Annotated in this window: 21 protein-coding genes and 2 tRNA genes; 19 read left to right on the top strand and 4 right to left on the bottom strand. The window is 73.9% G+C overall.

Features of this window, described 5'->3' with window-relative positions:
* The first annotated feature begins 10 nt into the window (after nt 1–10).
* Both ACFFHC_RS02345 and ACFFHC_RS02340 read left to right on the top strand, forming a co-directional pair.
* Nucleotides 11–1,315 (top strand): homogentisate 1,2-dioxygenase, encoded by a 1,305-nt coding sequence (locus ACFFHC_RS02345; RefSeq protein ID WP_070705844.1) that lies wholly within the window; start codon nt 11–13, stop codon nt 1,313–1,315.
* A 140-nt stretch (nt 1,316–1,455) separates the two neighbouring features.
* Entirely contained in the window at nt 1,456–3,528 is a 2,073-nt protein-coding gene (locus tag ACFFHC_RS02340) for an acyltransferase family protein (protein ID WP_379802714.1), read from the top strand.
* A gap of 63 nt (nt 3,529–3,591) precedes the next feature.
* Here ACFFHC_RS02340 and ACFFHC_RS02335 read toward each other — a convergent pair whose 3' ends face one another.
* Both ACFFHC_RS02335 and purL read right to left on the bottom strand, forming a co-directional pair.
* A complete protein-coding gene (locus ACFFHC_RS02335; protein ID WP_379802712.1) occupies nt 3,592–4,917 on the bottom strand; it encodes a nicotinate phosphoribosyltransferase in 1,326 nt (441 codons plus the stop codon).
* A gap of 75 nt (nt 4,918–4,992) precedes the next feature.
* Nucleotides 4,993–8,895 carry a phosphoribosylformylglycinamidine synthase gene (purL, locus tag ACFFHC_RS02330; protein ID WP_379802710.1) on the bottom strand — a complete coding sequence of 1,301 codons (3,903 nt, stop codon included), beginning with the start codon at nt 8,893–8,895 and terminating at the stop codon, nt 4,993–4,995.
* A 149-nt stretch (nt 8,896–9,044) separates the two neighbouring features.
* On the opposite strand from purL, the gene clpS reads away from it, so the two are divergent.
* The 8 genes from clpS (at nt 9,045) to ACFFHC_RS02290 (ending at nt 14,903) form a co-directional block, all read left to right on the top strand.
* Nucleotides 9,045–9,326: an ATP-dependent Clp protease adapter ClpS gene (gene clpS, locus ACFFHC_RS02325; protein WP_101849440.1), complete on the top strand. Its 282-nt coding sequence runs from the start codon at nt 9,045–9,047 to the stop codon at nt 9,324–9,326.
* On the top strand, nt 9,326–10,042 hold the full coding sequence (locus ACFFHC_RS02320; RefSeq protein ID WP_070704645.1) for a DUF2017 family protein: 717 nt from the start codon (nt 9,326–9,328) through the stop codon (nt 10,040–10,042). Before clpS ends, ACFFHC_RS02320 begins: the two co-directional genes overlap by 1 nt.
* A 44-nt stretch (nt 10,043–10,086) precedes the next feature.
* Nucleotides 10,087–11,667 carry a glutamate--tRNA ligase gene (gene gltX / locus ACFFHC_RS02315; protein WP_379802707.1) on the top strand — a complete coding sequence of 527 codons (1,581 nt, stop codon included), beginning with the start codon at nt 10,087–10,089 and terminating at the stop codon, nt 11,665–11,667.
* A 143-nt stretch (nt 11,668–11,810) separates the two neighbouring features.
* Nucleotides 11,811–11,885: transfer RNA gene (locus ACFFHC_RS02310), tRNA-Gln, on the top strand.
* A gap of 85 nt (nt 11,886–11,970) precedes the next feature.
* Nucleotides 11,971–12,043: transfer RNA gene (locus ACFFHC_RS02305), tRNA-Glu, on the top strand.
* 292 nt (nt 12,044–12,335) lie between these two features.
* Nucleotides 12,336–12,656: an HU family DNA-binding protein gene (locus ACFFHC_RS02300; RefSeq protein ID WP_379802704.1), complete on the top strand. Its 321-nt coding sequence runs from the start codon at nt 12,336–12,338 to the stop codon at nt 12,654–12,656.
* A gap of 80 nt (nt 12,657–12,736) precedes the next feature.
* Nucleotides 12,737–13,738, top strand: a complete 1,002-nt coding sequence (locus tag ACFFHC_RS02295; protein ID WP_101849413.1) for an NAD(P)H-dependent glycerol-3-phosphate dehydrogenase — start codon at nt 12,737–12,739, stop codon at nt 13,736–13,738.
* Between the two features lie 34 nt (nt 13,739–13,772).
* Entirely contained in the window at nt 13,773–14,903 is a 1,131-nt protein-coding gene (locus tag ACFFHC_RS02290; protein WP_070703544.1) for a D-alanine--D-alanine ligase family protein, read from the top strand.
* Here the strand turns inward: ACFFHC_RS02290 and ACFFHC_RS02285 are convergent, their stop codons facing one another.
* The gene (locus tag ACFFHC_RS02285) at nt 14,904–15,395 is read right to left on the bottom strand and encodes a DUF3515 family protein (protein ID WP_141494154.1); all 492 of its coding nucleotides are present in this window, start codon (nt 15,393–15,395) and stop codon (nt 14,904–14,906) included.
* 22 nt (nt 15,396–15,417) lie between these two features.
* Here ACFFHC_RS02285 and thiL point away from each other — a divergent pair, with 22 nt between their 5' ends.
* Entirely contained in the window at nt 15,418–16,389 is a 972-nt protein-coding gene (thiL, locus tag ACFFHC_RS02280) for a thiamine-phosphate kinase (protein ID WP_070705700.1), read from the top strand.
* 110 nt (nt 16,390–16,499) lie between these two features.
* Here thiL and rpmB read toward each other — a convergent pair whose 3' ends face one another.
* Complete coding sequence (gene rpmB, locus ACFFHC_RS02275; protein ID WP_070705701.1) at nt 16,500–16,694, bottom strand: 50S ribosomal protein L28; 195 nt, start codon at nt 16,692–16,694, stop codon at nt 16,500–16,502.
* 228 nt (nt 16,695–16,922) lie between these two features.
* Here rpmB and ACFFHC_RS02270 point away from each other — a divergent pair, with 228 nt between their 5' ends.
* The 8 genes from ACFFHC_RS02270 (at nt 16,923) to ACFFHC_RS02235 (ending at nt 24,960) form a co-directional block, all read left to right on the top strand.
* Entirely contained in the window at nt 16,923–18,668 is a 1,746-nt protein-coding gene (locus tag ACFFHC_RS02270) for a DAK2 domain-containing protein (RefSeq protein ID WP_379802697.1), read from the top strand.
* Nucleotides 18,669–18,678: 10 nt separating this feature from the next.
* Nucleotides 18,679–20,895 (top strand): ATP-dependent DNA helicase RecG, encoded by a 2,217-nt coding sequence (locus tag ACFFHC_RS02265; protein ID WP_379802695.1) that lies wholly within the window; start codon nt 18,679–18,681, stop codon nt 20,893–20,895.
* Nucleotides 20,895–21,500, top strand: coding sequence for a 16S rRNA (guanine(966)-N(2))-methyltransferase RsmD (gene rsmD / locus ACFFHC_RS02260; protein WP_083323427.1), 606 nt, complete (start codon nt 20,895–20,897; stop codon nt 21,498–21,500). Before ACFFHC_RS02265 ends, rsmD begins: the two co-directional genes overlap by 1 nt.
* The gene (gene coaD, locus ACFFHC_RS02255; RefSeq protein ID WP_070703705.1) at nt 21,497–21,967 is read left to right on the top strand and encodes a pantetheine-phosphate adenylyltransferase; all 471 of its coding nucleotides are present in this window, start codon (nt 21,497–21,499) and stop codon (nt 21,965–21,967) included. Before rsmD ends, coaD begins: the two co-directional genes overlap by 4 nt.
* A gap of 81 nt (nt 21,968–22,048) precedes the next feature.
* Nucleotides 22,049–22,609, top strand: coding sequence for a YceD family protein (locus tag ACFFHC_RS02250; RefSeq protein WP_379802691.1), 561 nt, complete (start codon nt 22,049–22,051; stop codon nt 22,607–22,609).
* Nucleotides 22,606–23,361 (top strand): ribonuclease III, encoded by a 756-nt coding sequence (gene rnc, locus ACFFHC_RS02245; protein ID WP_070703701.1) that lies wholly within the window; start codon nt 22,606–22,608, stop codon nt 23,359–23,361. Before ACFFHC_RS02250 ends, rnc begins: the two co-directional genes overlap by 4 nt.
* 1 nt (nt 23,362) lies before the next feature.
* Nucleotides 23,363–24,256, top strand: a complete 894-nt coding sequence (mutM, locus tag ACFFHC_RS02240) for a bifunctional DNA-formamidopyrimidine glycosylase/DNA-(apurinic or apyrimidinic site) lyase (RefSeq protein ID WP_070703699.1) — start codon at nt 23,363–23,365, stop codon at nt 24,254–24,256.
* Entirely contained in the window at nt 24,253–24,960 is a 708-nt protein-coding gene (locus tag ACFFHC_RS02235; RefSeq protein ID WP_202820454.1) for a hypothetical protein, read from the top strand. Before mutM ends, ACFFHC_RS02235 begins: the two co-directional genes overlap by 4 nt.
* The last annotated feature ends 25 nt before the right edge of the window (nt 24,961–24,985 follow it).

Genomic DNA, 24,985 nt, shown 5'->3' with positions numbered 1-24,985 from the left:
AGGTCGAGCCATGGCGTACTACCGCTCCGTCGGATCGGTTCCCCCCAAGCGACACACCCAGCACCGGACGCCCGAGGGCGGGCTGTACTACGAGGAGCTCATGGGCGAGGAGGGCTTCTCGTCGGACTCCTCGCTGCTCTACCACCGCAACATCCCCTCCACCATCAGCGACGCCCGCGTCTGGGACCTGCCCGACGCCACGCTGACCCCCAACCACCCCCTGCGCCCGATCCACCTGCGCCCCCACGACCTGTTCGGCGGGGACGAGCCCACCGAGGGCGTCGACGTGGTGACCGGTCGACGGCTGCTGCTGGGCAACGCCGACGTGCGCCTGTCCTACGTGGTGGCCGACACCACGAGCCCCTGGTACCGGAACGCCATCGGTGACGAGTGCCTGTACGTGGAGCGCGGCAACGCCCGCGTGGAGACCGTCATGGGCGCCTTCGAGGTGGGGCAGGGCGACTACCTGGTGATGCCGCGCGCCACCACGCACCGGTGGATCCCGCGCGACGCCGGCGACGAGGGCTACTCCGAGCCGCTGCGCGTCTACGCCATCGAGGCCTCCAGCCACATCGGCCCGCCCAAGCGGTACCTCTCGCGGTTCGGGCAGCTGCTGGAGCACGCGCCCTACTGCGAGCGCGACCTGCGCGGACCGGAGGGGCCGCTGCTGGCCGAGGACATCGGTGCCGCGGCCGACGACGAGACCGAGGTGTACATCCGCCACCGCGCCACGGGGGAGGACTCCACCGGCGGCCAGGGCGGCACTGTGCACACGTTGCCCTTCCACCCGCTGGACGTCGTGGGCTGGGACGGCTGCCTCTACCCCTACGTGTTCAACGTGGCCGACTACGAGCCGATCACCGGCCGCGTCCACCAGCCGCCGCCCGCCCACCAGGTGTTCGAGGGGCACAACTTCGTGGTGTGCAACTTCGTGCCGCGCAAGGTGGACTACCACCCGCTGAGCATCCCGGTGCCCTACTACCACTCGAACGTGGACTCCGACGAGGTCATGTTCTACGTGGACGGGGACTACGAGGCACGCAAGGGCAGTGGCATCCGGCAGGGCTCCATCAGCCTCCACCCGGGCGGCCACGCCCACGGCCCCCAGCCCGGGGCCTACGAGAACTCCATCGGCGTGGAGTACTTCGACGAGCTGGCTGTGATGGTCGACACCTTCCGCCCCCTCGACCTGGGAGAGGGCGGTCTGGCCAGCGACGACGGGAAGTACGCCTGGTCGTGGCAGAACTCCGCCCAGCGCACTGCAACCGAGCAGCGTCCGCTCGGGGAGGACGAGGTTCCGCCGGCCACGGAATGAGGCCACGCCATCCGACCACGGTCCCAGTGGGCGTCCAGCCTCTGGGAGTAGCGTGACGCTCCCGCCCGGCGGACGTCGGACGGGAGCACTGTGTCGGGGCCGGTCGGCCGCGACGGACCGACTTCGCGGAAGGAGCCCAGGTGGGGCAGCAGGTCTCGACGAGCAGCGCAGGAGGGCCCCGGGCCACGGCACGGAGCGCCCCCTCGGGACGCCGCTATCTCACCGGTCTGGACGGGCTGCGCGCCCTGGCCGTCGTGTCGGTGATGCTCTTCCACTTCGACGCCGGCCTCGACGGCGGCTTCCTGGGCGTCGACGTGTTCTTCGTGCTCTCGGGATACCTCATCACGAGCCAGCTGATCACGCGCTGGAGCCCGACCACGGTGGACCTCAAGCACTTCTGGGGGCGCCGCGTGCGGCGCCTGTTCCCGGCGGTCTTCCTCCTGCTGCTCGTCGTCTCGGTGGCCATGCTGGTGCTCGACCGCACCGCCGTGCGCTCCTACGTGGGCGACGTGCTCGCCGCGGCCACGTACACCTCCAACTGGTGGTACGTGTTCCAGGAGCGCAGCTACTTCGAGGCCGCCGGCCGGCCGCCGGTGCTCCAGCACCTGTGGTCCCTGGCCGTGGAGGAGCAGTTCTACCTGGTCTGGCCGCTGGTGGTGGCCGGGCTGACCTTTGCGTTCACCAAGGCCTCGGCCCGCCGTTGGGCCGTGTTCACCATCTCCCTCGTGGGTGCGGTGGCCTCCTCGCTGTGGATGGGGATGGGCACGGCCGCGGCCGACCTGCCGGCCGCGGGGGACGCCAGCCGCTTCTACTTCGGCACCGACTCCCACGCGATGGGCCTGCTCGCCGGTGCTGCCCTGGCCGCCCTGCGGGGTGGCGCAGGCTTCAGCGACCGGGCGCCCCTCAAGCGCGCCGGCGTGCTGTGGACCCTGCTGGGCCTGGCCGGCCTGGGCGGGCTCGGCTGGTTCTTCGTGACCCAGGCCGAGACCTCCGAGTGGCTCTACCGATGGGGCTTCGCCGCCCTGGCCGCCCTGGTGGTCGTGCTCGTCGTGGCCGCCACCCGCCCCGGTCCGGTGGAGTGGCTGCTGAGCCTGCCGCTGCTGCGCTACCTGGGCACCCGCTCGTACTCCCTGTACCTGTGGCACTGGCCCATCGCCGCGTTCACCCGGCCCGGCATCGACGTGGAGTGGCCCGAGCCCGTGGTGCACCTGGTGCGCTGGGGCCTGACCCTGCTGCTGGCTGAGCTGAGCTACCGCCTGGTGGAGAACCCGGTGCGCGTGAACGGCCTGCGCGCCACGTGGGACCGCCTGCGCCGCACCGGCCGGGCTCCGCTGACGGCGGCCGCCGGGCTGACCACCGCCGTGGTGGCCCTCACGGCCACCCTGGGCGCGGTGGCCGCGACCACCGACCCGCAGGCCGTCGAGCAGCAGAAGGTGGAGGAGGTGCTGGGCAACGCCGACGTCGGCACTGCCCCCTCGGGGGACCAGACCCCGGCGCCCGACGGCCCGCAGGCCAGTGTCCCGGACGAGTCCGAGGAGAAGCCGACGGCATCGCCCACCTCCCCGCCGCCCACCGAGGGGGGCAAGGGTGCTGCCTGCGACCCCTCGAAGATCAGCGGTGACCGCGTGGCCGAGGGAGCCGACCCGCAGTGGCTCGGGCAGTCCAAGCTCGGCGCGGACACGCTGCCGGTCCCCTCCGACGGCACCAAGGTGGGCGACGGCACGCAGTGCATGAACGTCACCGTCTTCGGCGACTCCGTGGCCATGTCCGCCGGTCCGGTCATCTCCCGCGCGTTCGGGGCCCTCGACCTGCGGGCCACCGTCGGCGTCCAGGCCAGCGAGGTCCTGGGCTACGCGGAGAAGGCGGCCAAGGCCCACGACATCAAGAGCGAGGTGGTCGTGGTCCACACCGGCAACAACGGCCGGATCAACAAGGACGACCTCGTCGACGCCGCCACCCACCTGGCCAAGGAGAAGGCCGTGAAGCACGTCGTGCTCGTGCGCCCCAACTCCAACACCAGCTGGGACGCCGACAACCAGGCCGTCTTCGACGAGCTGGAGGACGAGGAGCTGGACCCCAAGGTCACCATCGCCGACTGGAAGGGCGTCTCCGAGGGCCACGACGACTGGTTCCTCAGCGACGGCACCCACCCGGACTACATCGGCAAGGTGCACTACGTGGTGGAGATCCAGCGGGCGATCACCGAGCACTGACGGCTGTCTGACGCTTCGAGGCCCCCACCGTGTGCGGTGGGGCCCGGCCGTCTGCTGGGAGCCTCAGGCGTGGCCGGTGGCCGGGGCGGGCTGCTCGTCGACGAACACCGTGGGAACGGCCTGCTCCCCAGCCGAGAGGCGCAGCGCGGCGGCCGGCAGCTCCGCCCGCGACGCGGCGTGGCGCGCCCGGGCCGCCCCCACCGCCTCGGGGCCGGTGGGGGCCACGACCTGGCCACCGCGCACCAGTGGCACGAGGAGCTCCCGGTCGTCCCCGTCGTGCTGGGGCACCTCCCCGATGCCGACGAGCTCGGCCTGCGCCACGCCGTCCACGACGCGGCGCACGGCGGTCTTCCGGCCGCCCACGGACGTCTTGTGCGCGCTCGCCTTGGCGACGTCGACCATCGTGCCGTCCTCGCCCTCCCGGGCCACCAGCTTGTAGACCATGCCCGCGGTGGGGTGCCCGGAGCCGGTCACCAGGCGGGTGCCCACGCCGTAGGTGTCCACCGGGGCCGCGGCCAGCGAGGCGATGGCGTACTCGTCGAGGTCGCTGGTGACCACGATGCGGGTGCCCGTGGCCCCCAGGTCGTCCAGCTGGCGCCGCACGGCGTGGGCCTGGCCGAGCAGGTCGCCGGAGTCCAGGCGCACCGCGCCCAGGCCGGTGCCGGCCACCTCGACGGCGGTCTGGACGCCGCGGGTGACGTCGTAGGTGTCCACGAGCAGGGCCGTGTCGGTGCCGAGGGACTCCACCTGGGCGGTGAAGGCCTCGCGCTCCCCGTCGTGGAGGAGGGTGAACGAGTGGGCGGCCGTGCCCGCCGTCGGCACGCCCCAGCGGCGCCCCGCCTCGAGGTTGGAGGTCGAGGCGAACCCGGCCACGTAGGCGGCGCGGGCGGCCGCCACGGCGGAGCCCTCGGCGGTGCGCCGGCTACCCATCTCGATGCAGGGACGGTCGCCGGCCACGGCGGTCATGCGGCTGGCGGCCGAGGCGACGGCGCTGTCGTGGTTGAGCATCGAGAGCGCGAGGGTCTCCAGCAGCACCCCCTCGGCGAAGGTGGACTCCACGACCATCAGCGGGGAGTGGCCGAAGTACAGCTCGCCCTCGGGGTAACCGTGGACGTCCCCCGAGAAGCGGTAGCCCGCCAGCCACTCGAGGGTGGGCTCGTCCACCACCCGATGGGTGCGCAGGTGCTCCAGCTCGGACTCGCCGAAGGTGAAGTCCACCAGCGCCTCCAGGAAGCGCCCCGTGCCAGCCACGACGCCGTAGCGCCGGCCCTCGGGCAGCTTGCGGGCAAAGAGCTCGAACACGCTGCGCCGGTGCGCGGCGCCGCTGCGCAGGGCGGCCTGCACCATCGTGAGCTCGTAGTGGTCGGTCAGCAGGGCGGTACTGGTCACCGGCTCACCCTATGCATGGGGCCCCGCGCCACCGGGGGTGGTGCGGGGCCCGGGCACGTGCTGGTCGGCCGGGGATCAGCCGACCCAGGCGCGCGCGTTGCGGAACATGCGCAGCCACGGGCTGGCCTGGGCGGGGTCGCCGTCGCTCCAGGACATCTGCACGGTGCGCTGCACCCGCTCGGGGTGCGGCATCATCGCGGTGAAGCGGCCGTCGGCGGTCGTGACGGCGGTGAGCCCCTCCGGCGAGCCGTTGGGGTTGGCCGGGTAGCTGGTGGCCACCCGCCCGTGGTTGTCCACGTAGCGCGCGGCGGCGACGACCTGCGAGGCGTCGCCCCGGGCCTCGAAGTTCGCCCGGCCCTCGCCGTGCGCCACCGCGATGGGCAGGCGCGAGCCGGCCATGCCGGTGAAGAAGACCGACGGGTTCTCCACGACCTCCACCATCGAGAGGCGTGCCTCGTACTGCTCGGAGAGGTTGCGGGTGAACCGCGGCCACGCCTCGGCGCCCGGGATGAGGTCGGCCAAGGCGGCGAACATCTGGCAGCCGTTGCAGATGCCCAGGCCGAAGGTGTCCTGGCGCCCGAAGAAGGTGGCGAACTGCTCCGTGAGCCGCTCGTTGAACAGCACCGAGCGCGCCCAGCCCTCGCCGGCGCCCAGGGTGTCGCCGTACGAGAAGCCACCGCAGGCCACCAGGCCCGTGGCGTCGGCCAGGTCGAAGCGGCCGGCCTGCAGGTCGGTCATGTGCACGTCGTAGGTGTCGAAGCCCGCGCGGTCGAAGGCGAAGGCGGTCTCCACGTGCGAGTTCACGCCCTGCTCGCGCAGGACCGCCACCTTGGGCCGGGCGCCGAGGTTCAGGTAGGGCGCGGCCACGTCCTCGGCGGGGTCGAAGGAGGGCGCCACGTGCAGGCCGGGGTCGTCGTCGGCCCCGAAGGCGGCGTGCTCCTCGTCGGCACAGGCCGGGTTGTCGCGCAGGGCCGCGATGCGCCAGCTCACCTCGTCCCACACCTGGGCCAGCTCGTGCACGCCCTCGTCGAGGGCGGGCGCGCCGCCCAGCGTGACGCGCACCCGGCGCTCGGCGGTCGCGCGGCCGACCGTGGTCGAGACCTCGCCCAGCCCGTGGCGCGCCAGCAGCTCGAGCACCTCGTCGGAACGCCCTGCCGGGACGCCGAGCACCACACCGAGCTCCTCGGCGAACAGGGCGGCCACATCGGCGACGTCGGCCTCCACGCCCACGGCACCGGCGAAGGCCATCTCGGCCAGGGTCGCCCACAGGCCGCCGTCCGAGCGGTCGTGGTAGGCCGTCACCAGGCCGGCCCCGCGCAGCTCGGTGAGCGCGGCGGCCAGACCCACCAGCAGCTGGGGGTCGTCCAGGTCCGGCACGGTGCCGCCGAACTCGCCGCGCACCTGCGCCAGCATCGAGCCGCCGAGGCGGTTGGCACCGCGGCCCAGGTCCACCAGCACCAGCTCGTCGTCGGCGTGCACCTGCGGGGTCCACGTGCCGCGCACGTCCTCCAGGGAGGCGAAGGCCGACACCACCAGCGAGACAGGGGAGACCACCTCGTGCTGGGTCCCGTCCTGCTCCCACTTGGTGCGCATCGACAGTGAGTCCTTGCCCACCGGCACCGAGACACCGAGTGCCGGGCACAGCTCCATGGCCACCGCCTGCACGGTGTCGTAGAGCGCGGCGTCCTCGCCGGGCTCGCCGCAGGCGGCCATCCAGTTGCAGGACAGCTTCACGCCGCGCAGGGTCACCGGCGCCGCGAGCAGGTTGGTGAGCGCCTCGCCCACGGCCATGCGGCCCGATGCGGGGCCGTCCACCGCCGCGAGCGGCATGCGCTCGCCACTGGCCATCGCCTGGCCGGACAGTCCCACCAGATCGCTCAGGGTGACGGCCACGTCGGCCACCGGCACCTGCCATGGGCCCACCATCTGGTCGCGGTGGCTCAGCCCGCCCACGGTGCGGTCGCCGATGGTGATGAGGAAGCGCTTGGAGGCCACGCTCGGGTGGCGCAGCACGTCGAGGGCCGCGCCGCGCAGCGCGTCACCGGTGAGCGACGCGGTGTCCAACGCGTCGGTGGAGCGCTGCACACGCTGCACGTCACGCAGCATCTTCGGCGGCTTGCCCAGGAGCACCTCCATCGGCATGTCCACCGCGGTGTCCTCGGTCTGGTCTCCGCCGGCACCCGCGGCGCCGGTGACCACCAGCTGGCCGTCAGCGGTGGCCTCGCCGACCACGGCGAAGGGGCAGCGCTCGCGCTCGCAGAAGGCCGTGAAGCGCTCCAGGGAGTCCGGCGCGATGGCCAGCACGTAGCGCTCCTGGCTCTCGTTCGACCAGATCTCCTTGGGGGCCAGGCCGGACTCCTCCACGGGCACCGCGCCGAGGTCGAAGCGGGCGCCCAGCCCGGCGTCGTCGACCAGCTCGGGGAACGCGTTGCTCAGGCCGCCGGCGCCCACGTCGTGGATGGCCAGCACCGGGTTGTCCTCGCCCAGGCTCCAGCAGTGGTTGATGACCTCCTGGGCGCGGCGCTCCATCTCCGGGTTTCCGCGCTGCACCGAGTCGAAGTCGAGCTCCACGGCGTTGGTGCCCGAGGCCATCGAGCTGGCGGCGCCACCGCCCATGCCGATGCGCATGCCCGGCCCGCCCAGCTGCACCAGCAGGGTGCCGGGGGCGAAGCGGACCTTCTCGGTCTGGCCGGCGCTGATGGCGCCCAGGCCGCCGGCGCTCATGATCGGCTTGTGGTAGCCGCGGCGGACGCCGTCCACGGTCTGCTCGTAGACGCGGAAGAAGCCGCCCAGACCGGGGCGCCCGAACTCGTTGTTGAAGGCGGCGGCGCCCAGCGGGCCCTCCACCATGATCTCCAGCGGGGTGGCGATGTGGTCCGGTGCGCTGGCCCCCCCGGCCTCCCACGGCTCGTCGGTACCCGGCAGGTGCAGGTTGGAGACGGCGAAGCCGGTGAGCCCGGCCTTGGGGGCGCTGCCGCGACCGGTGGCGCCCTCGTCGCGGATCTCGCCACCGGCCCCGGTGGAGGCGCCGGGGAACGGGGAGATGGCGCTCGGGTGGTTGTGGGTCTCCACCTTCATGAGCACGTGCACCTCGTCCTCGCGCTCGGTGTAGCGGGAGGCGCCGGGCTGCTCGGGGAGCCAGCGGGTGATGCGGCCACCGGTCATGATCGAGGCGTTGTCCTTGTAGGCCACCACGGTGCCCTCGCCGGCCACGGCCTCGGTGTGCCGGATCATGCCGAACAGGCTCTTCTCCTGGGCCTGGCCGTCCACCACGAAGTCGGCGTTGAAGATCTTGTGGCGGCAGTGCTCGCTGTTGGCCTGGGCGAACATCATGAGCTCCACGTCGGTGGGGTTGCGCTCCAGGCGCGTGAAGGCCTCCACGAGGTAGTCCACCTCGTCCTCGCTGAGGGCCAGGCCCCAGGCGGCGTTGGCCTCCACGAGCGCCTCGCGGCCCCGCCCGGCGATGTCGACCCGCTCCATCGCGGCCCCCTCGCGCTCTGCGAACAGGCCCGCCAGGTCGTCGGCCGAGACCAGCACGCTCTGGGTCATCCGGTCGTGCAGCACGGCGGCGCAGGCCAGCCACTGCTCGTCGGTGAGGGGCTCGGTGGTGGCCAGGCGGTACTCCGTCACCCGCTCGACGCGCTCCACCGCCAGCCCGCAGTTGTGCGCGATGTCGGTGGCCTTGCTCGCCCACGGGGAGATGGTGCCCAGGCGCGGGGCCACGAGCACCACGGCCGCGCTCCCGGAGGTGTCCTCGACGGCGGGCTCGCCGTAGGTGAGCAGCTCGCGCACCCGGCCGGCGGTGGCCTCGTCGAGCTCCGCGGTGGAGGCCACGAGGTGCAGGTACCGCGCCGTGACGCCCTCGATGCAGGGCACCACCTCGCGCAGCCGGCGCAGCAGCGCGGTGGCGCGGAAGTCGGAGAGGGCGGACCCGCCCGGGACGGTGGTCAGCACGAGGTCGTGCGGCAGCGCGGCCATGTCAGGGACTCCTGGGCAGGGGGCGGGACGGGGCGGCGACATTCTAGGTCGCGGCCCCCACCCCTGTGCCGGGGCCACGGCGCCGGTGGGCGGGGACGCGCGCCGCTCTCTACAGTGGGGGAGTGCCTGAACCTCATCACACCCCCGGCCTGTCCGATCCCGAGGGCTCCCTCGCGCTCGCCGGGCGTTCCGAGCTCGACGCGCCCTGGTACACGCTCGTCTGGAACGACCCGGTCAACCTCATGAGCTACGTGACCTTCGTGCTCATGGACCACTTCGGCTACTCCCGGCACGTGGCCGAGGGGATGATGATGGACATCCACACCAAGGGCCGCTGCGTGGTCTCCACCGGCACCCGCGAGGCGATGGAGGTGGACACCCAGGCCATGCAGGAGTACGGCCTGTGGGCCACCTTCGGGCAGGACACCTGATGGCGCGCGCGTTCCGCTGGGAGGGCGACGCCGCGGTGGCGCACCTCGACGAGCTCGAGCTCGAGGCCCTCGCCGACGGCGCGACGGCCGTGATCACCATCCTCGGGGAGGAGCCCGGGGCTGCCGTGACCGGGACCGATGCCGTGCTGCCCGAACTCTCCGGTGGCCCGACCTCCTCGGGAGGTGCCTCGGCCGAGGACGACCTGCACGCCCGCTTCGAGGCGCTCACCGCCGGCCTCACCCCGAGCGATCCCGAGCTCGCCGTCGACCCGGTGGACCCGGCCGAGCTCCACGGCGGCGACCCGGCCCTGTCCCGCCTGCTCCCCGCCGCGCACACCAGCGACGTGGCCGCGGCCCGGGACTTCGCCGCCCTGGCCCACGACGGCATCCGCGCCACCAAGGTGGCCAACCTGCGGGCCCTCGTGGCGGCCTGCGAGCGGTCCCGGGAGTCCGGCGTCATGGCCCTGAACCCGCGCGAGGCCCGGCAGGTCATGGCCGCGTTCACCGACGTGCGCCTCGTACTGGCCGACCGGCTCGGCATCCACGAGGACCACGACGCCGAGCGCGTGGACGCCCAGACCTCCGAGCTCATCCGCGCCGTGGAGCGCGGGGAGACGCTCTCCGACGCCGACGAGGTGGCCCTGCAGCTGGGCATCCACCACGGCTTCGTCGGGTGGATGCAGGAGACCCTCGTGGAGGCCCTGCTGCGGCACTGACCGGCCGGGGACGAGGGGGCCGGCTGCCCTAGGCTGGAGCCACCATGACTGCAGCCCCTGACCAGACCGTCGCACCCGCCGCCCACGCCTCCGAGCACGCCGAGGCCACCGGCTCGGACGTGCGCGTCCGCTTCTGCCCCAGCCCCACCGGAACGCCCCACGTGGGCCTGGCCCGCACCGCCCTGTTCAACTGGGCGTACGCCCGCCACACCGGCGGCAAGCTCGTCTTCCGCCTGGAGGACACCGACGCCGCCCGCGACTCCGAGGAGTCCGCCCAGGGCATCCACGACATGCTCGAGTGGCTGGGTCTCACCCCCGACGAGGGTGTCCGTGAGGGTGGCCCGTACGCGCCCTACCGCCAGAGCGAGCGCCACGACCACCACGCCGAGGTGGCCCGCAAGCTGCTCGAGGCCGGCTACGCCTACGAGTCCTTCTCCACCCCCGAGGAGGTGGAGGAACGCCACAAGGCGGCCGGCCGCGACCCCAAGCTGGGCTACGACAACTTCGACCGGGAGCTCACGCAGGAGCAGAAGGACGCCTTCCGTGCCGAGGGGCGTGAGCCGGTGCTGCGCCTGCGCATGCCGGACGAGGACATCACCTTCACCGACATGGTGCGCGGCGAGGTGACCTTCCCGGCCGGCCAGATCCCGGACTACGTCATCGTCCGCGGCAACGGTGTGCCGCTGTACACGCTGGTCAACCCGGTGGACGACGCCGCGATGCGGATCACCCACGTCATCCGCGGCGAGGACCTGCTGAGCAGCACCCCGCGGCAGATCGCGCTCTACCGCGCGCTCATCGCCATCGGCGAGGCGGAGCAGGTGCCCACCTTCGGCCACCTCCCGCTGGTGCTGGGCAACGGCACCAAGAAGCTCTCCAAGCGCGACCCGGAGGCCAACCTCTTCCTCCACCGCGACCGGGGCTTCGTGCGCGAGGGCATGATCAACTACCTGGCCCTGCTCGGCTGGTCGATCGGGGGCGACCGCGACCTGTTCACCCCCGAGGAGCTCGTCGAGGCCTTCGACGTGCACGCCGTGAACCCCAACCCGGCGCGCTGGGACCAGAAGAAGGCCGAGTCCATCAACGGCGACCACCTGCGCCAGCTGGAGCTGGGTGACTTCACTGGCCGGATGCTGCCCTACCTGCAGGACGCGGGGGTGCTGCCGGACCGTCCCTCGATGGGGGAGCTGGCACGCCTCAAGGACGTGGCCGAGCTGGTGCAGACCCGTGTGCCGGTGCTCAGCGAGACCGTGCCGCTGGTGCGGCCTTTCTTCGTGGATGACGAGGCGCTGGAGCGGGACGAGGCCGCCGTGGCGGGCCTCAAGGAGGACGCGCCGCAGGTGCTGGAGGCCGCCGTGGCCGCTCTGGAGCAGCTGCCGGACACCCCGGCGGTCTCCCTGGGGGAGGACGGCGACGGTCCGCGCTGGGTGACGGCCGACATCGAGGCCACGCTGCGCGAGGCGCTGCTCGACGGGATGGGCCTGAAGCCCAAGGTGGCGTTCACGCCTCTGCGCGTGGCCCTGAGCGGCGCGAAGGTCTCGCCGCCGCTGTTCGAGTCGATGGAGATCCTGGGTCGTCCGTCGACGCTCGCACGCCTGCGCTCCTTTCGGGAGCAGCTGGCCTGACGCGGATCTCGCGACGGGGGACGGCCGATTGGCGTCCCCCGTCGGAGTTGTGTAAGGTATCGCCTCGGTTCGCCCCGCTGGGGAGAGCCGCTCACGACAGGTGAGGGAGCCCTCGGGTTCACCGATCTTGGCGCGAGAACCCTTGGGGTATGGTGTAATTGGCAGCACGAGTGATTCTGGTTCATTTAGTCTAGGTTCGAGTCCTGGTACCCCAGCCAGCAGCACGAGGAGATCTTCGGATCACCGAGATGCTGCAGAGGGCAAGCCCTTGTGGTAGAGTCCTCCAGTCGCAAAGAGCGACACGGCCCCGTTGTGTAGCGGCCTAGCACGCCGCCCTCTCAAGGCGGTAGCGCGGGTTCAAATCCCGTCGGGGCTACAGTTCAGAAGGACCCCGGTCTTCGGACCGGGGTCCTTCTGCATGTCCGGGTGATGCCTGTCCGGGGGAGGAGTCGTCCGACGGGGCGGCCGACCCTGGGTGCACCCAGGGTCGGCCAGAGGTGGCCCGAGCACCGGGCGCGTGGCCCCCGTCACGTCCGCGAGCGGGTTTGGTCACGGCTCGATTTCAGTTTCCCCGGGGGCTTGGTCAGGCGCCGATCGGGTGTCACAGTTCCCCACGAAGGGGGCTCACGGTCCCCGTCCCACACACCCTCTGACCGAAAGGGCGCGCCATGAACAAAGCGGACCTGGCCACCATCCTCGAGCCCGTCGTGGGTAGCCACCACGCGGCCTCGCGGGCGGTCGACACCCTCGTCGACGCGATGATCCGTGAGGTGGCGGCCGGGGGGACGGTGACGCTCACGGGGTTCGGCACCTTCGAGCGCGTGGTGCGTGCCCCGCGCACGGGGCGCAACCCCCGCACGGGCGACGTGGTCCGCATCGAGGCCACGGCCGGCCCCCGCTTCCGGCCCAGCCGCACCTTCCGCAAGTTCGTGGCCGACCCGGACTCGCTGCCCGCCGCGGGCCTGGCCGGGGGGCGCACCCGCCGCTGACCGCCTCGGACGGGCCGTGGACGAGCGGGCGGAGCACGTAGGCTGACCCTCGATCCCGACCCGACCCGTGGAGGAGCACGATGACGCGCGCCGCCGTCCTTGGAGCTGGCAGCTGGGGCACGGCCTTCGCCCAGGTGCTCGCCGATGCTGGCACCGAGGTGGTGCTCTGGGGGCGTCGCGCCGAGCTCGTGGAGGCGGTGAACGCCGACCACCGCAACGAGCAGTACCTGCCCGGGCACACCCTGCCGGAGTCGCTGCGGGCCACGGCCGACGCCGCCGAGGCGTGCCGCGGGGCGGACGTCGTGGTGCTCGCGGTGCCCTCGCAGACCCTCCGCGACAACCTCGTGGAGTGGGCGCCGCTCATCCCGGCCGACGCGACCGTGGTCTCGCTCATGAAGGGAATCGAGCTGGGCTCCGGCCTGCGGATGAGTCAGGTCGTCAGCCAGGCCGCCGGCATCGACCCGGAGCGGGTGGCGGTGCTCTCCGGCCCCAACCTGGCGCGCGAGATCGTGCAGCGGCAGCCCTCGGCCAGCGTCGTGGCCTGCACGGACGCGGCACGCGCGGACGCCGTCGCCGAGGCGTGCGACGCGCCCTACTTCCGCCCCTACACCTCCTCCGACGTGCTGGGCGCCGAGGTGGGCGGTGCGGTGAAGAACGTGGTGGCCCTGGCCGTGGGGATGGCCCAGGGGATGGGTTACGGCGACAACACCTCGGCCATGCTCATCACCCGGGGACTGGCCGAGATCACCCGTCTGGGCACGGCCCTGGGAGCCGACCCCACGACCTTCCTCGGCCTGGCGGGGGCGGGGGACCTCGTGGCCACCTGCTCCAGCTCCCTCTCGCGCAACCACCAGGTGGGCACCCGTCTGGGGCAGGGCGAGTCCCTGGAGGAGGTGCTCGCCTCGCAGAGCCAGGTGGCCGAGGGAGTGAAGTCCTGCCGCTCCATCCAGGCCCTGGCCGAGCAGCACGGCATCCCGATGCCGATCGTGCAGGCCGTGGTGGGAGTGGTGCACGAGGGGGTCTCCGTGGAGGAGACCGCGCACCGCCTCATGGCGCGGGTCCGCAAGGCCGAGAGGTACTGATGCGGTCCGCGCGGGTTGAGTACGATCCTGCGCGATGACTGCTTCGAACCAGACCCAGCCCGGGCGCCGCCGCGTCGCGCTCGTCTTCGGAGGCCGCTCCAGCGAGCACCCCGTCTCCTGCGCCACGGCCGCCAGCGTCCTGGCCGCCATCGACACCGACCGGTGGGACGTCGTGCCCATCGGCATCACGCGGCAGGGGCAGTGGGTCGTCTCCACGGCCACCCCCGAGGAGCTCACCATCGGCGCCGGGCACATCCCGGAGATCACCGGCGGTGAGGAGAACGTCATCGTGCCGCTGGGCTCCACCCACACCGACTTCCAGGTGGTGCGCCAGGGCCTGCCGCCGGAGGTGCTCGGCGAGGTGGACGTGGTGTTCCCGCTGCTGCACGGCCCGTTCGGCGAGGACGGCACCCTGCAGGGCCTGCTCGAGATGGCCGACCTGCACTACGTGGGCTGTGGCGTCGCGGCCTCGGCGCTCATGATGGACAAGCACCACATGAAGGTGGTGTTCGAGTCCGCCGGGCTCGAGGTGGGGCCGTACGTGGTCATCACCGACCGCCGCTGGCGTGCCGACCGGCAGGGGGCCCTGGACGAGGTGGCCGGCCTGCAGCTGCCGGTCTTCGTCAAGCCGGCCCGCGCCGGGTCCTCCATGGGCATCACCCGGGTGGACGACCTCGCGGAGCTGGAGGCCGCCGTGGAGGCCGCGCGGGAGCACGACCTCAAGGTGGTCGTGGAGGAGGGCATCGACGCCCGCGAGCTCGAGTGCGCGGTGCTCGACGGCCACGGTGCCGACGCCCCGCGGGCCAGCACGGTGGGCGAGATCGTCGTCTCCGGCGACCACGGCTTCTACGACTTCGAGGCCAAGTACCTCGACGAGTCCTCGACCACCCTGTCGGCGCCCGCGGACGCCCCGGAGCACGTCATCGAGGAGATCCGGCGGCAGGCCGTGGTGGCCTTCGAGGCGGCCGGGTGCGAGGGCCTCTCCCGCGTGGACTTCTTCGTCACACCCGACGAGCGCATCCTCATCAACGAGATCAACACGATGCCGGGCTTCACGCCGTACTCGATGTACCCGGCGCTGTGGGCCGCCTCCGGCATCCCCTACCCGGAACTCATCGACGAGCTGCTGACGCTGGCCCTGGAGCGCCCGCTCGGCCTGCGCTGATCAGCCGCAGCTGCGGCCGGTGGTCTCCAGGGCCCCGGCCGCGTCGGCGAAGTCGACCACGAGGTCCGAGGACTGCGGGTAGCGGCGCGGCACCAGCACCTCCAGGGCGGGGGTGCGGCCGTAGGTGACCAGGGCGATGCCGTCGTCGAGGTCCTCCACGACCCAGTCCACGCCCTCGATCGTGAGGCAGCGGTCGGTGCTGGGAGCGGGGGGCTCCACCCCGCAGCGCGCCACGATGGCGGGGTTGCCCCAGGCCGCGGCGCTGTCGCGGGCCTCCTCGGCGACCGGTTGGCGCACGGCGCCGGCCACCGCCTGCGGGTACCGCCCGGCTGCCTGGGCACAGGCGGGCTCCGCGGCCATGGGAGCGGGGGAGACCGCCACCTCGCCCCGGGAGCACCCGGCCAGGGCGGCCCCCGCCAGCACCGTGGCGGTCGCCGCCCGCAGGGGCCGGCGGGCGGTCCGGGCGCGGACGGTGCAGGGGTGGGGGAGCATCGGCACAGGGTAGCGTCGCCGCGTGGTCCAGACCCTTGCCGACGTCTCCGAGAACGAGCTGCTGCCGCGGATCTGGCGGCACCTACCCACCACCGGCCCGGGTGTGGAGGTCGGCCCCGGGGACGACGCGGCGGTGCTGGTGGCCGGACCGGGCACGGTGGTGACCACCGACACCATGGTGCGGGGGGCCGACTGGCTCGACGAGTGGTCGACCGCCCGGGACGTGGGGGCCAAGGCGGTGGCGCAGAACCTGGCGGACGTGACCGCGATGGGGGGCCGCTGCACCTGGATGGTGCTCACCCTGGTGGCCGACGCCGCGACGCCCGTGCGGTGGGTGGAGGACCTGGCGCGCGGTGTGGGCGAGGCCGCGCGGCGCGCAGGGGTGGCCGTGGTGGGCGGGGACCTCTCCTCGGCCGCGCCGGGCACGCGGATGGTGAGCGTCACCGCGCTCGGGCGGGTGGCCGGCCGACCGGTGCTGCGCTCGGGGGCGCGGGCGGGGGACCAGGTGGCCGTGTCGGGGCCGTTGGGGCGGTCCGGGGCCGGCCTGGCCCTGTTGCAGCGGGGGGTGCTCGAGGGGCCGGGCAGCGCGGCGGCGGAGTGCCTGGCTCACCACCGGGCGCCGTGGGCGGACCCGGAGGCGGGGGAGGTGGCCGCCGGTGCCGGCGCGACCTCGCTCATGGACGTCTCCGACGGGCTGGCCCGTGACGGGGCCCGCATCGCGACGGCCAGTGGGGTGCGGCTCGTGCTGGACCGGGCCGGGCTGCAGCCGCTGGTGGACCGGCTGGCCCCGGCGGTCGGGGAGGAGGGGGCGTGGGAGGCCGTGCTGACCGGCGGGGAGGAGCACTGCCTGCTGGGCACCTTCCCGGCCGGGGGGGTGCTACCCCAGGGGTGGCACCGCATCGCGTGGTGCGAGGAGGCGGAGGGGCCCGACGGTCCCGCGGTCACGCTCGACGGGCGCCCGGTGGAGGGTGGCTGGGACCACTTCCGGGCCTGAGGACCAGTCCGCCGGGGGCGGGGGCGACGGCCCGGGTACGCGACAGGGCGCCCCGAGGGGCGCCCTGTGTGCGTCGTGCGAGGTGCGGCGGGGCCGCGCTCACCGGTGGGTCAGCGAACGACCTTGCCGGCCTTGAGGCACGAGGTGCAGGCGTTGATGCGCTTCACGGTGGCGAGGTTCTCGCCGACGCGGGCGCGCACGCGCTGGATGTTCGGGCTCCAACGGCGCTTGGTGCGGCGGTTGGAGTGCGAGATGTTGTGACCGAAGCTCGGTCCCTTGCCGCAGACGTCGCAGGTGGCAGCCACGGTTCTCTCCTGAGTGATCGATGGTCGAATGGGCCCCGACCGGGGGTTCCGCAGGGCCCGGATCCTGATGGATCCTGCATGCGGGAGGTCACGGGCAACCGGAGAATCATAGCGGACCACCGCAGTCGGGGCCAACCGGGGCGGTTGTCGGTGGCGGGTGCGACCATGTGCGGGTCCATCGGGAGCGCCCGTGCAGGCCTCCCGCCTCGCTCGCCCAGGAGACCCACCATGGCACCCGGTCCGCGTCGTCGCCTCACGGCCACCGACGCCCGTCGCTGGCTGCTCAACGTGCGGGGTGGACTGCGTCGGGCGGCGCCGGCCCTCGACGCGGTCAACGTCTTCCCGGTGGCCGATGGCGACACCGGGACCAACATGTTCCTCACCGTGGACACCGGCCTGCGCACCGCGCCGGCCTGGGACGCCCAGGACGTGCACGCCAGCATCGACGGGCTAGCGCGGTCCATCCTCTGGGCGGCACGGGGCAACAGCGGCGTCATCCTCGCCCAGCTCATCGCCGGAGCGGCCCAGGAGGTGGTGCGCGGTGCCGCGGGCGACGACGCCGGTGGGCTCGACGGGTCCGGGCTGGCGCGGGCCCTGGCCCGGGCGGACGCTTCGGCCTGGCAGGCCGTGGCCACCCCCGAGCAGGGCACCATCCTGAGCGTCTCGCGGGCCGCGGCGGACGCCGCACGGGAGGCGGCCGCCGCCGGGGGAGAGCTGGACGAGGTGGTGCGCCGGACCTTCGGCGCCGCGCAGGTGGCCCTGGCACGCACGCCCGACCAGCTGCCGGCCCTGCGCACGGCGCACGTGGTGGACGCCGGTGCCGCCGGGCTCGTGGTGGCGTTGCGGCACCTGGTGGTCACGTGCACCGGTGAGGACCCGCAGGCGCCCGGGCTGCTGTGGCTCGGCACCCCCGCGGACGGTGGGCTGCCGCTCCCCGAGGTCCCCGGCGAGGGATCGACCGGGGAACAGGCGCGCGTGGGCGAGGACGCCGGCACAGAGGCCGCAGGGCCCGGCGAGTCCCGGGGTGACGACGGAGCCGAGGGCTCGGTGGACACCGACGAGGAGCGGGACACCACGGCGTCGCGCTCCACGCTGGAGGTGGTGCTCAGCACGACCCTGCCCGAGGCGGCCGCCCGCAAGGCCGACCGTGTGGTCAAGCGGCTGCGCCGCCGGCTGGCGGACCTGGGGGACTCCGTGGTGGTGGCCGGCGCCGGCCGGCACTGGCGGGTGCACGTGCACGTGGCCGACGCGCCCACGGCCTCGAGGGTGACGGCACTGTGCCGCAAGGTGGGCGAGGTGGCCGACGTGCGCACCGAGAGCCTGGACGGCGCCCACGCGAGCCGGAGCGAGGTGGCGCTGCTGGTCGCCGCTTCCGGGGTGGGGCTGGTCGAGGTCCTGCGGACCGCGGGTGCAAAGGTGGTGCGCTCCTCGCCCGGCCGGCGGGCCGGCATCGGGGAGCTCGTGGAGGCCGTGCTCGCCTGCGGGGCCACCCGGGTGGTCTTCCTGCCCGGGGACGGCCAGCTGGTGCTGCCCGCCCAGGAAGCGGCTCGTCTCGTGGCCCAGCAAGGCGTGTGGATGCAGGTGGTCGAGAGCCGGACGCTGCAGGGCACCGTGGCCGCCGTGGCGGTGTGGGACCCCGCCGCCGACGCGGAGAAGGCCGCGCGGGCCCTCACCGCCGCGGCGGGGGCCACCCACGACGGGGCGGTCCGGGCCCTCCCCGGGGGCGGGGTCGTCGGCACCGTGGGTTCGCGCGAGGTGGCCCGCGGCGAGGACGTGGCCGACGTGCTGCCGGACGTGCTGGCCGAACTCCCCACCCGCGGCGTGGAGCTCGCCACCGTGGTGCTCGGGGAGGAATTGGACCCTGCCGTGGGGCGGGCCGTCGAGTCGAGCCTGCGGCTGCGACGCCGTGGCCTGGAGGTGCAGGTCGTCGAGGGCGGGCCCCGGGCGTTCCCGGTGCTCGTGGGGCTCGAGTGAGGGGGCCGGCGTGGTGACCTGGGACGCCCGGCTGCCGTCCGTCATCGGGGAGCGGGAGGCCAAGCGGCTGGAGAAGGAGCGCGGCCTGCGGACCGTGGGCGACCTGGTGCAGTTCGTGCCCACCCGCTACCTGGACCCCGAGCGGCCGGCGGCGATGGCAGACCTCACCGTCGGGGAGAGCTCGGTGGTGGTGGGCACCGTGGTCTCCGCGCAGCAGGTGCCGATGCGCAACCAGCCGCGGCGCAAGCGGCTCGTGGTGCAGACGCGCGACGACGCCGGGGGCCGGTTGACGGTGGTCTTCTTCACCGCCTTCGGGCACACCACCCGCCTCGTGCCCGGGGCGAGGGTGATGTTCATCGGCACCGTGGGGGAGTACCGCGGCGCGCTGCAGATGACGCACCCCGACTACGTGGTGCTGGAGTCCGCCGGCGAGGAGGCCGGCGCGTTCGCCGAGCCGGCCGAGGGCCTCATCGGGCTGTACAAGGAGGTCAAGCAGCTCACCTCCGTGCAGGTCGGCCAGGCCGCCGCCATGGCCCTGCACGCCCTGGACGAGGCACCCGACGTGCTGCCCCCCTCGGTGGCCGCTGCGCAGGGGCTCACCGCGACCGAGGCGTGGACGCTGCTGCACCGCCCGGCCGACTGGTCCGACGTGCAGCGGGCCCGGGCGCGGCTGCGCTTCTCCGAGGCGTTCGAGCTGCAGGTGGTGCTGGCCCGGCTGCGGGCCCGGCACGAGGCCGACCCGGCCACGCCGCGTCCGCGGCGCGAGGGCGGCGTGCCCGCCCGCTTCGACGCCGCCCTGCCGTTCGCGCTCACCGCCGCGCAGGAGCGGGTGGGGCGCGAGATCGCCGAGGAGATGGGGCACACCCACCCGATGCACCGGCTGCTGCAGGGAGACGTCGGCTCGGGCAAGACGATGGTGGCGCTGCGGGCCATGCTGCAGGCCGTGGACTCCGGCGGGCAGGCCGCGATGCTCGCCCCCACCGAGATCCTGGCTACCCAGCACCACCGCGGCCTCGTGCGGGCGCTGGGCGACCTCGCCACCGCGGGCCGGCTCGCCGGGGGCGTGGAGGTGCGGCTCCTCACCGGCTCCATGACGGCCTCGCAGCGGCAGAAGGTGCTGCTGGACACTCTGGCCGGCGAGGTGGACGTGCTCGTGGGCACCCACGCGCTGCTGGAGGACTCGGTGACCTTCGCCGACCTGGCCCTGGTGGTCATCGACGAGCAGCACCGCTTCGGCGTGGAGCAGCGTGACGCGCTGCGGGCCAAGGCCGACCCGCCCCCGCACCTGCTGGTCATGACCGCCACGCCGATCCCGCGGACCGTGGCCATGACGGTGTTCGGCGACATGGACGTCTCGGTGCTCGACGAGCTGCCCGCAGGCCGGCAGCCGGTGGCCACGCACGTGGTGCCGGCCGACAACGTCGTGTGGACCGAGCGGGCGTGGGACCGCATCGCCGAGGAGGTGGCGGCCGGGCGCCAGGCGTTCGTGGTGGCCTCCCGCATCGACACCGCCGAGGAGGAGTCCCCCGCGACGGACGACGACCCGGCACGGGGCGACGTGCGCGAGGTGCCCGGGCAGCCCGCGCTGGTCGACCCCGACGCGCCCGTGGCCGAGCCGCGCCCGCCCGCGGTGGGCGTCGAGGACCTGCTCGTGACCGCCCGGGAGAAACTCGGCGGGCGGGGGGTCCGGGTGGAGATGGTGCACGGCCGCATGCCCACCGACCAGAAGGACACCGTGATGTCGTCCTTCGCCGCCGGCGAGGTGGACGTGCTCGTGGCCACCACCGTGGTGGAGGTGGGCGTGGACGTGCCCAACGCCACGGTGATGCTCGTGGTGGACGCCGACCGGTTCGGCATCGCCCAGCTGCACCAGCTGCGCGGCCGCATCGGGCGTGGCGGGCACCCCGGCCTGTGCCTGCTCATGACGCACGTGGCCACCGGCCCCACCCACGAGCGGCTGGAGCGCGTGGCGTCCACGACCGACGGGTTCGAGCTGGCCCGGGCCGACCTGGAGATGCGCCGCGAGGGCGACGTGCTCGGTGCTGCGCAGAGCGGCCGTTCGGGACTGGAGTACGTGCGCGTGCTGCACGACGCCGAGCTCATCGGCCAGGCGCGCGAGGCCGCCCGGGCGTACGTGGAGCAGGACCCCGAGCTCACCGCGTGGGAGCCGCTGGCCCGCGCGGTGGCCGCCCGTGACGAGAGTGCCGCCTGGTTGGAGCGCAGCTGATGAGGATCATCGCCGGGGCCCACGGGGGCCGCCGCATCGAGGCACCGCGGGGCGCCGACACCCGCCCGACGAGCGACCGGGTGCGCGAGGCGCTCTTCGCCGCCCTGGAGCACGAGGGGGTGCTGCGCGACGCGTGGGTGCTCGACCTCTTCGCCGGGTCCGGCGCGCTGGGGCTCGAGGCCGCCAGCCGGGGCGCGCGACGGGTGGACTGCGTGGACCAGGCGGCGCCCGCGGCACGGGTGGCGCAGCAGAACGTCCGGGCCCTGGGCGTGGGCGGGGCCGTGAGCGTGCACCGGCGTGGCGTGCAGGCCTTCCTCGAGGCCGGGCGCGCGCCCCTCGTGGGTGAGGGCACCGACCTGCCCGACGGCGGCCGCGTGGTGCTCGCGCTGCTCGACCCGCCCTATCCCCTCGGCGAGGAGGAGCTGGCCGGCGTGCTGCGGGCGCTCGCCGAGGACTGGCTGGCCCCGGCCGCCGTGGTGGTGGTGGAGCGCTCCTCGCGCAGCCCCGAGCCCACCTGGCCGGCCGGTCTTCGGCGCTTCCGCCGCCGCGACCACGGGGAGACCACCCTGTGGTTCGCCGAGCCGGATGACACGATGGAGGCGTGACCACCGCCCTGCTGCCCGGCTCCTACGACCCGCTCACCAACGGCCACCTCGACGTGGTGCGCCGCGCCGCCGCCCTCTACGACCGCACGGTGGTGGCGGTGGTGCACAACCCGGAGAAGACCGGCATGCTGCCCGTGGCCGAGCGGGTGCGCGTCATCGAGGAGTCCGTGGGAGACCTGCCCGGGGTGGAGGTCTCCGCCCACACCGGCCTGCTCGTGGACGTGGTCCGCGCGGTCGGCGCCGACGTGGTGGTCAAGGGCATCCGCAGCGAGACCGACTACGCCTACGAGCAGCCGATGGCGGCCATGAACCGGCACCTGTCGGGCATCGAGACGCTGCTGCTGCCCGCCTCCGGCGAGGTGGCGCACGTGAGTTCCACCCTGGTGCGGCAGATCTCGGCCGGCGGGGGCGACGTCTCCGACCTCGTGCCGGCCCCGGTGCTGGCGGCGCTCGCGGCCCGCGCCTGAGCGCGACGGCGCCGTGGGGGAGGGCCGGGGCACAGCGCCTGACCGGCGAGGTCGTCGGTGCCCTGTGGGACGATGGGCCGCATGATCGAGCTCGACCGTCGGCACCCCCTCGCCCTCGACCTGCGCAGCTTCGGACGCCGCGCCGGCACCACCGAGTCCGGGGAGTTCGAGGTCCCGGCCCCCGAGGGCATCGGCACCGACGTGATGGCGGTGGAGCCCGGCTCGCCGCTGGGGCTCGACCTGCGTCTGGAGTCCCTCGTGGACGGGGTCCTGGCCTCCGGCACCGTGACCGCCACCGCGCGCGGCAACTGCGTGCGCTGCCTCACCGACCTCGACGAGCCCGTGGACACCGACTTCCAGGTGCTCTACGTGTGGCCCGGGGGGCGCGAGGACGGCGAGGAGGTGGACCCCGAGACCCAGGAGGACGTCCGCGAGATGGAGGACGACCTCATGGACCTCGAGCCCGCCGTGCGCGACGCCGTGGTGCCCACCTTCCCGTTCCAGCCGGTCTGCTCCGAGGACTGCCCCGGCCTGTGCGACCGCTGCGGCGAGCGGCTGGCCGACGACCCGGACCATGCCCACGAGGAGCTCGACCCCCGCTGGGCCGCCCTGGCCGACCTGACCCGCTCCGACGACCAGTGAGCCCGGCCGCACGACCCGTCTCCGAGCTGGCCGACCGCCTCGAGGAGGTGGTCGGTGCCCGCGTGGACGAGGACCTGCTGCTGCGGGCGGTGACGCACCGCTCGTACAGCTACGAGAACGACGACGCCCCGCACAACGAGCGCCTGGAGTTCCTCGGGGACTCCGTGCTGGGCCTGGTGGTGACCAACCACCTGTACCGCTCCAACCCGGACCTGCCCGAGGGCGAGCTGGCCAAGCTGCGCAGCGCCGTGGTGAGCGCCCGGGCCCTCGGCGGCGAGGCCGGCCGCCTGGAGCTGGGCAGCTACTTCCGCCTCGGCCGGGGCGAGGAGGGCTCCGGCGGGCGGCAGAAGAACTCGATCCTCGCCGACGCGGTGGAGGCCGTCATCGGGGCGGTGTACCTCTCGGTGGGGCTCGAGGCAGCGACCACCGTGGTGCACCACCTGCTCGACGAACTCATGGAGCGCTCGCAGACGATGGGCGCCGCGCTGGACTGGAAGACCAGCCTCCAGGAGCTCGGCTCCGCGCGCGGTCTGGGGCTGCCGGAGTACCGCATCACCGACTCCGGCCCGGACCACGCCAAGGTCTTCGAGGCCACGGCCCTGCTCGGCGGGGAGCCGGTGGGCACCGGCACCGGGCGCACCAAGAAGGCCGCGGAGATGATGGCCGCCGAGGCGGCTTGGGAGCACTTGAACCCCCAGGGCGATGCGGGTGAGGACGGTGGCGCCCCGGCCGCGTCCTCCGAGGTCGCCTGAGGTGCCTGAGCTCCCCGAGGTCGAGGTCGTCCGCGCCGGTCTGGCCGACCACGTGGTGGGCCGCCGCATCGCAGTGGCCGAGGTGCGCGGCGAACGCGTGGCCCGGCGCCACGCAGGTGGGGCCGCGGCCCTGGCCGAGCGCCTCACCGGGCGCACGCCCACCTCGGCCGAGCGGCGCGGCAAGTTCCTCTGGCTCGCCCTCGACGACGCCTCGGCGCTGGTGACCCACCTGGGCATGAGCGGCCAGATGCTCGTGCTGCCCCCGGACGACCCGGCGGTGCGCCACGAGCACGCCCGCCTCGACTTCGAGGACGAGGGCCCCTCGCTGCGCTTCGCCGACCAGCGCACCTTCGGCGGGTGGTCCGTCGAGCCGCTGGTGACCGACCCCTTCGGCGGCGACCACCCCGGCGGGGTGCCGGCGAGCACCACCCACATCGCGCCCGACCCCTTCGAGGCCGTCTTCGACGCCGAGGTCGTGGCCGCCCGGCTGGTGACGCGCCGTGGCCCGGTGAAGCGCGCCGTGCTCGACCAAGGTCTCGTCAGCGGCGTGGGCAACATCTACGCCGACGAAGCGCTGTGGCGCACCGGCGTGCACGGGGAGCGCCCCGGCACCGCGCTGACCCGCCCGGCCGCGCGCCGCCTCATCGGCCACCTGCAGGACGTCATGGCCGAGGCCCTCGAGCAGGGCGGCACCTCGTTCGACGCCCTCTACGTCAACGTCAACGGCGCCAGCGGCTACTTCGACCGCCGCCTGGCGGTCTACGGCCAGCAGGGCCGTCCCTGCCCGCGGTGCGGCGCCACGGTGCTGCGCTCGCCCTTCGACGGCCGCAGCTCCCACTGGTGCCCCGCCTGCCAGACCCGCCCGCGCCACGCGCCGAAGGGGGACGTCCGGTGAGTGGCGAGTGGGTGCCCGACCACCTCGAGGCCGATGCGGTGCAGGCCTCCATCGACCGGCTGGCCCGCCGCATCCGCGCCCGCTTCCCCGAGCGCTCCCTGGCCGGCGTGGCCGACCACCTGCGCTCCCTGGCCGACGAGGTGGAGGACACCTCGGACTCCAGCCGCCTGCGGCTGCGGGTGATGCGCTGGGTGACCGGCCTGCTGGCCGCCGCTCTGGCCGTGGCCACCGCCGTGGTGGTGGGGCAGGTGGTGCTCGACCTGCGCGCCGACGGCCTGGGAGAGCCGGCCGACCTGCTGGCCCTGCTGGAGACCGGCGTCAACGACCTCGTGTTCTCGGCCCTGGCCATCTGGTTCCTCATGATGGCGCCCGCACGCCACGAGCGCTCCCGCATGCTCGGGCTGCTGCACCGGCTGCGGTCCACGGCGCACGTCATCGACATGCACCAGGTGACCAAGGACCCCGAGCACCTGCGCGCCGACTACGTGCCCACCGGCGCCTCGGTGCGCGACCCCATGACCCGCGAGGAGATGGCGCACTACCTGGACTACTGCGCCGAGATGCTCTCGATGGTGGGCAAGGTGGCCGCCCTGTGCGCCGAGGCCTCGGGCGACGACGTGGTGCTGGACACGGTCTCGGACGTGGAGTCGCTGGCCAGCGACCTGGCGGCGCGCATCTGGCAGAAGATCTCGGTTCTGCCCTGAGCGCGCGTCGTCCGGGGTGCGGGCA

It is taken from the genome of Kytococcus schroeteri (assembly GCF_042433515.1).
Taxonomy (GTDB): domain Bacteria; phylum Actinomycetota; class Actinomycetes; order Actinomycetales; family Dermatophilaceae; genus Kytococcus; species Kytococcus schroeteri.
Note: the sequence above shows the minus strand (reverse complement) of the source record. Positions and strands in the feature narration are given on the sequence as shown.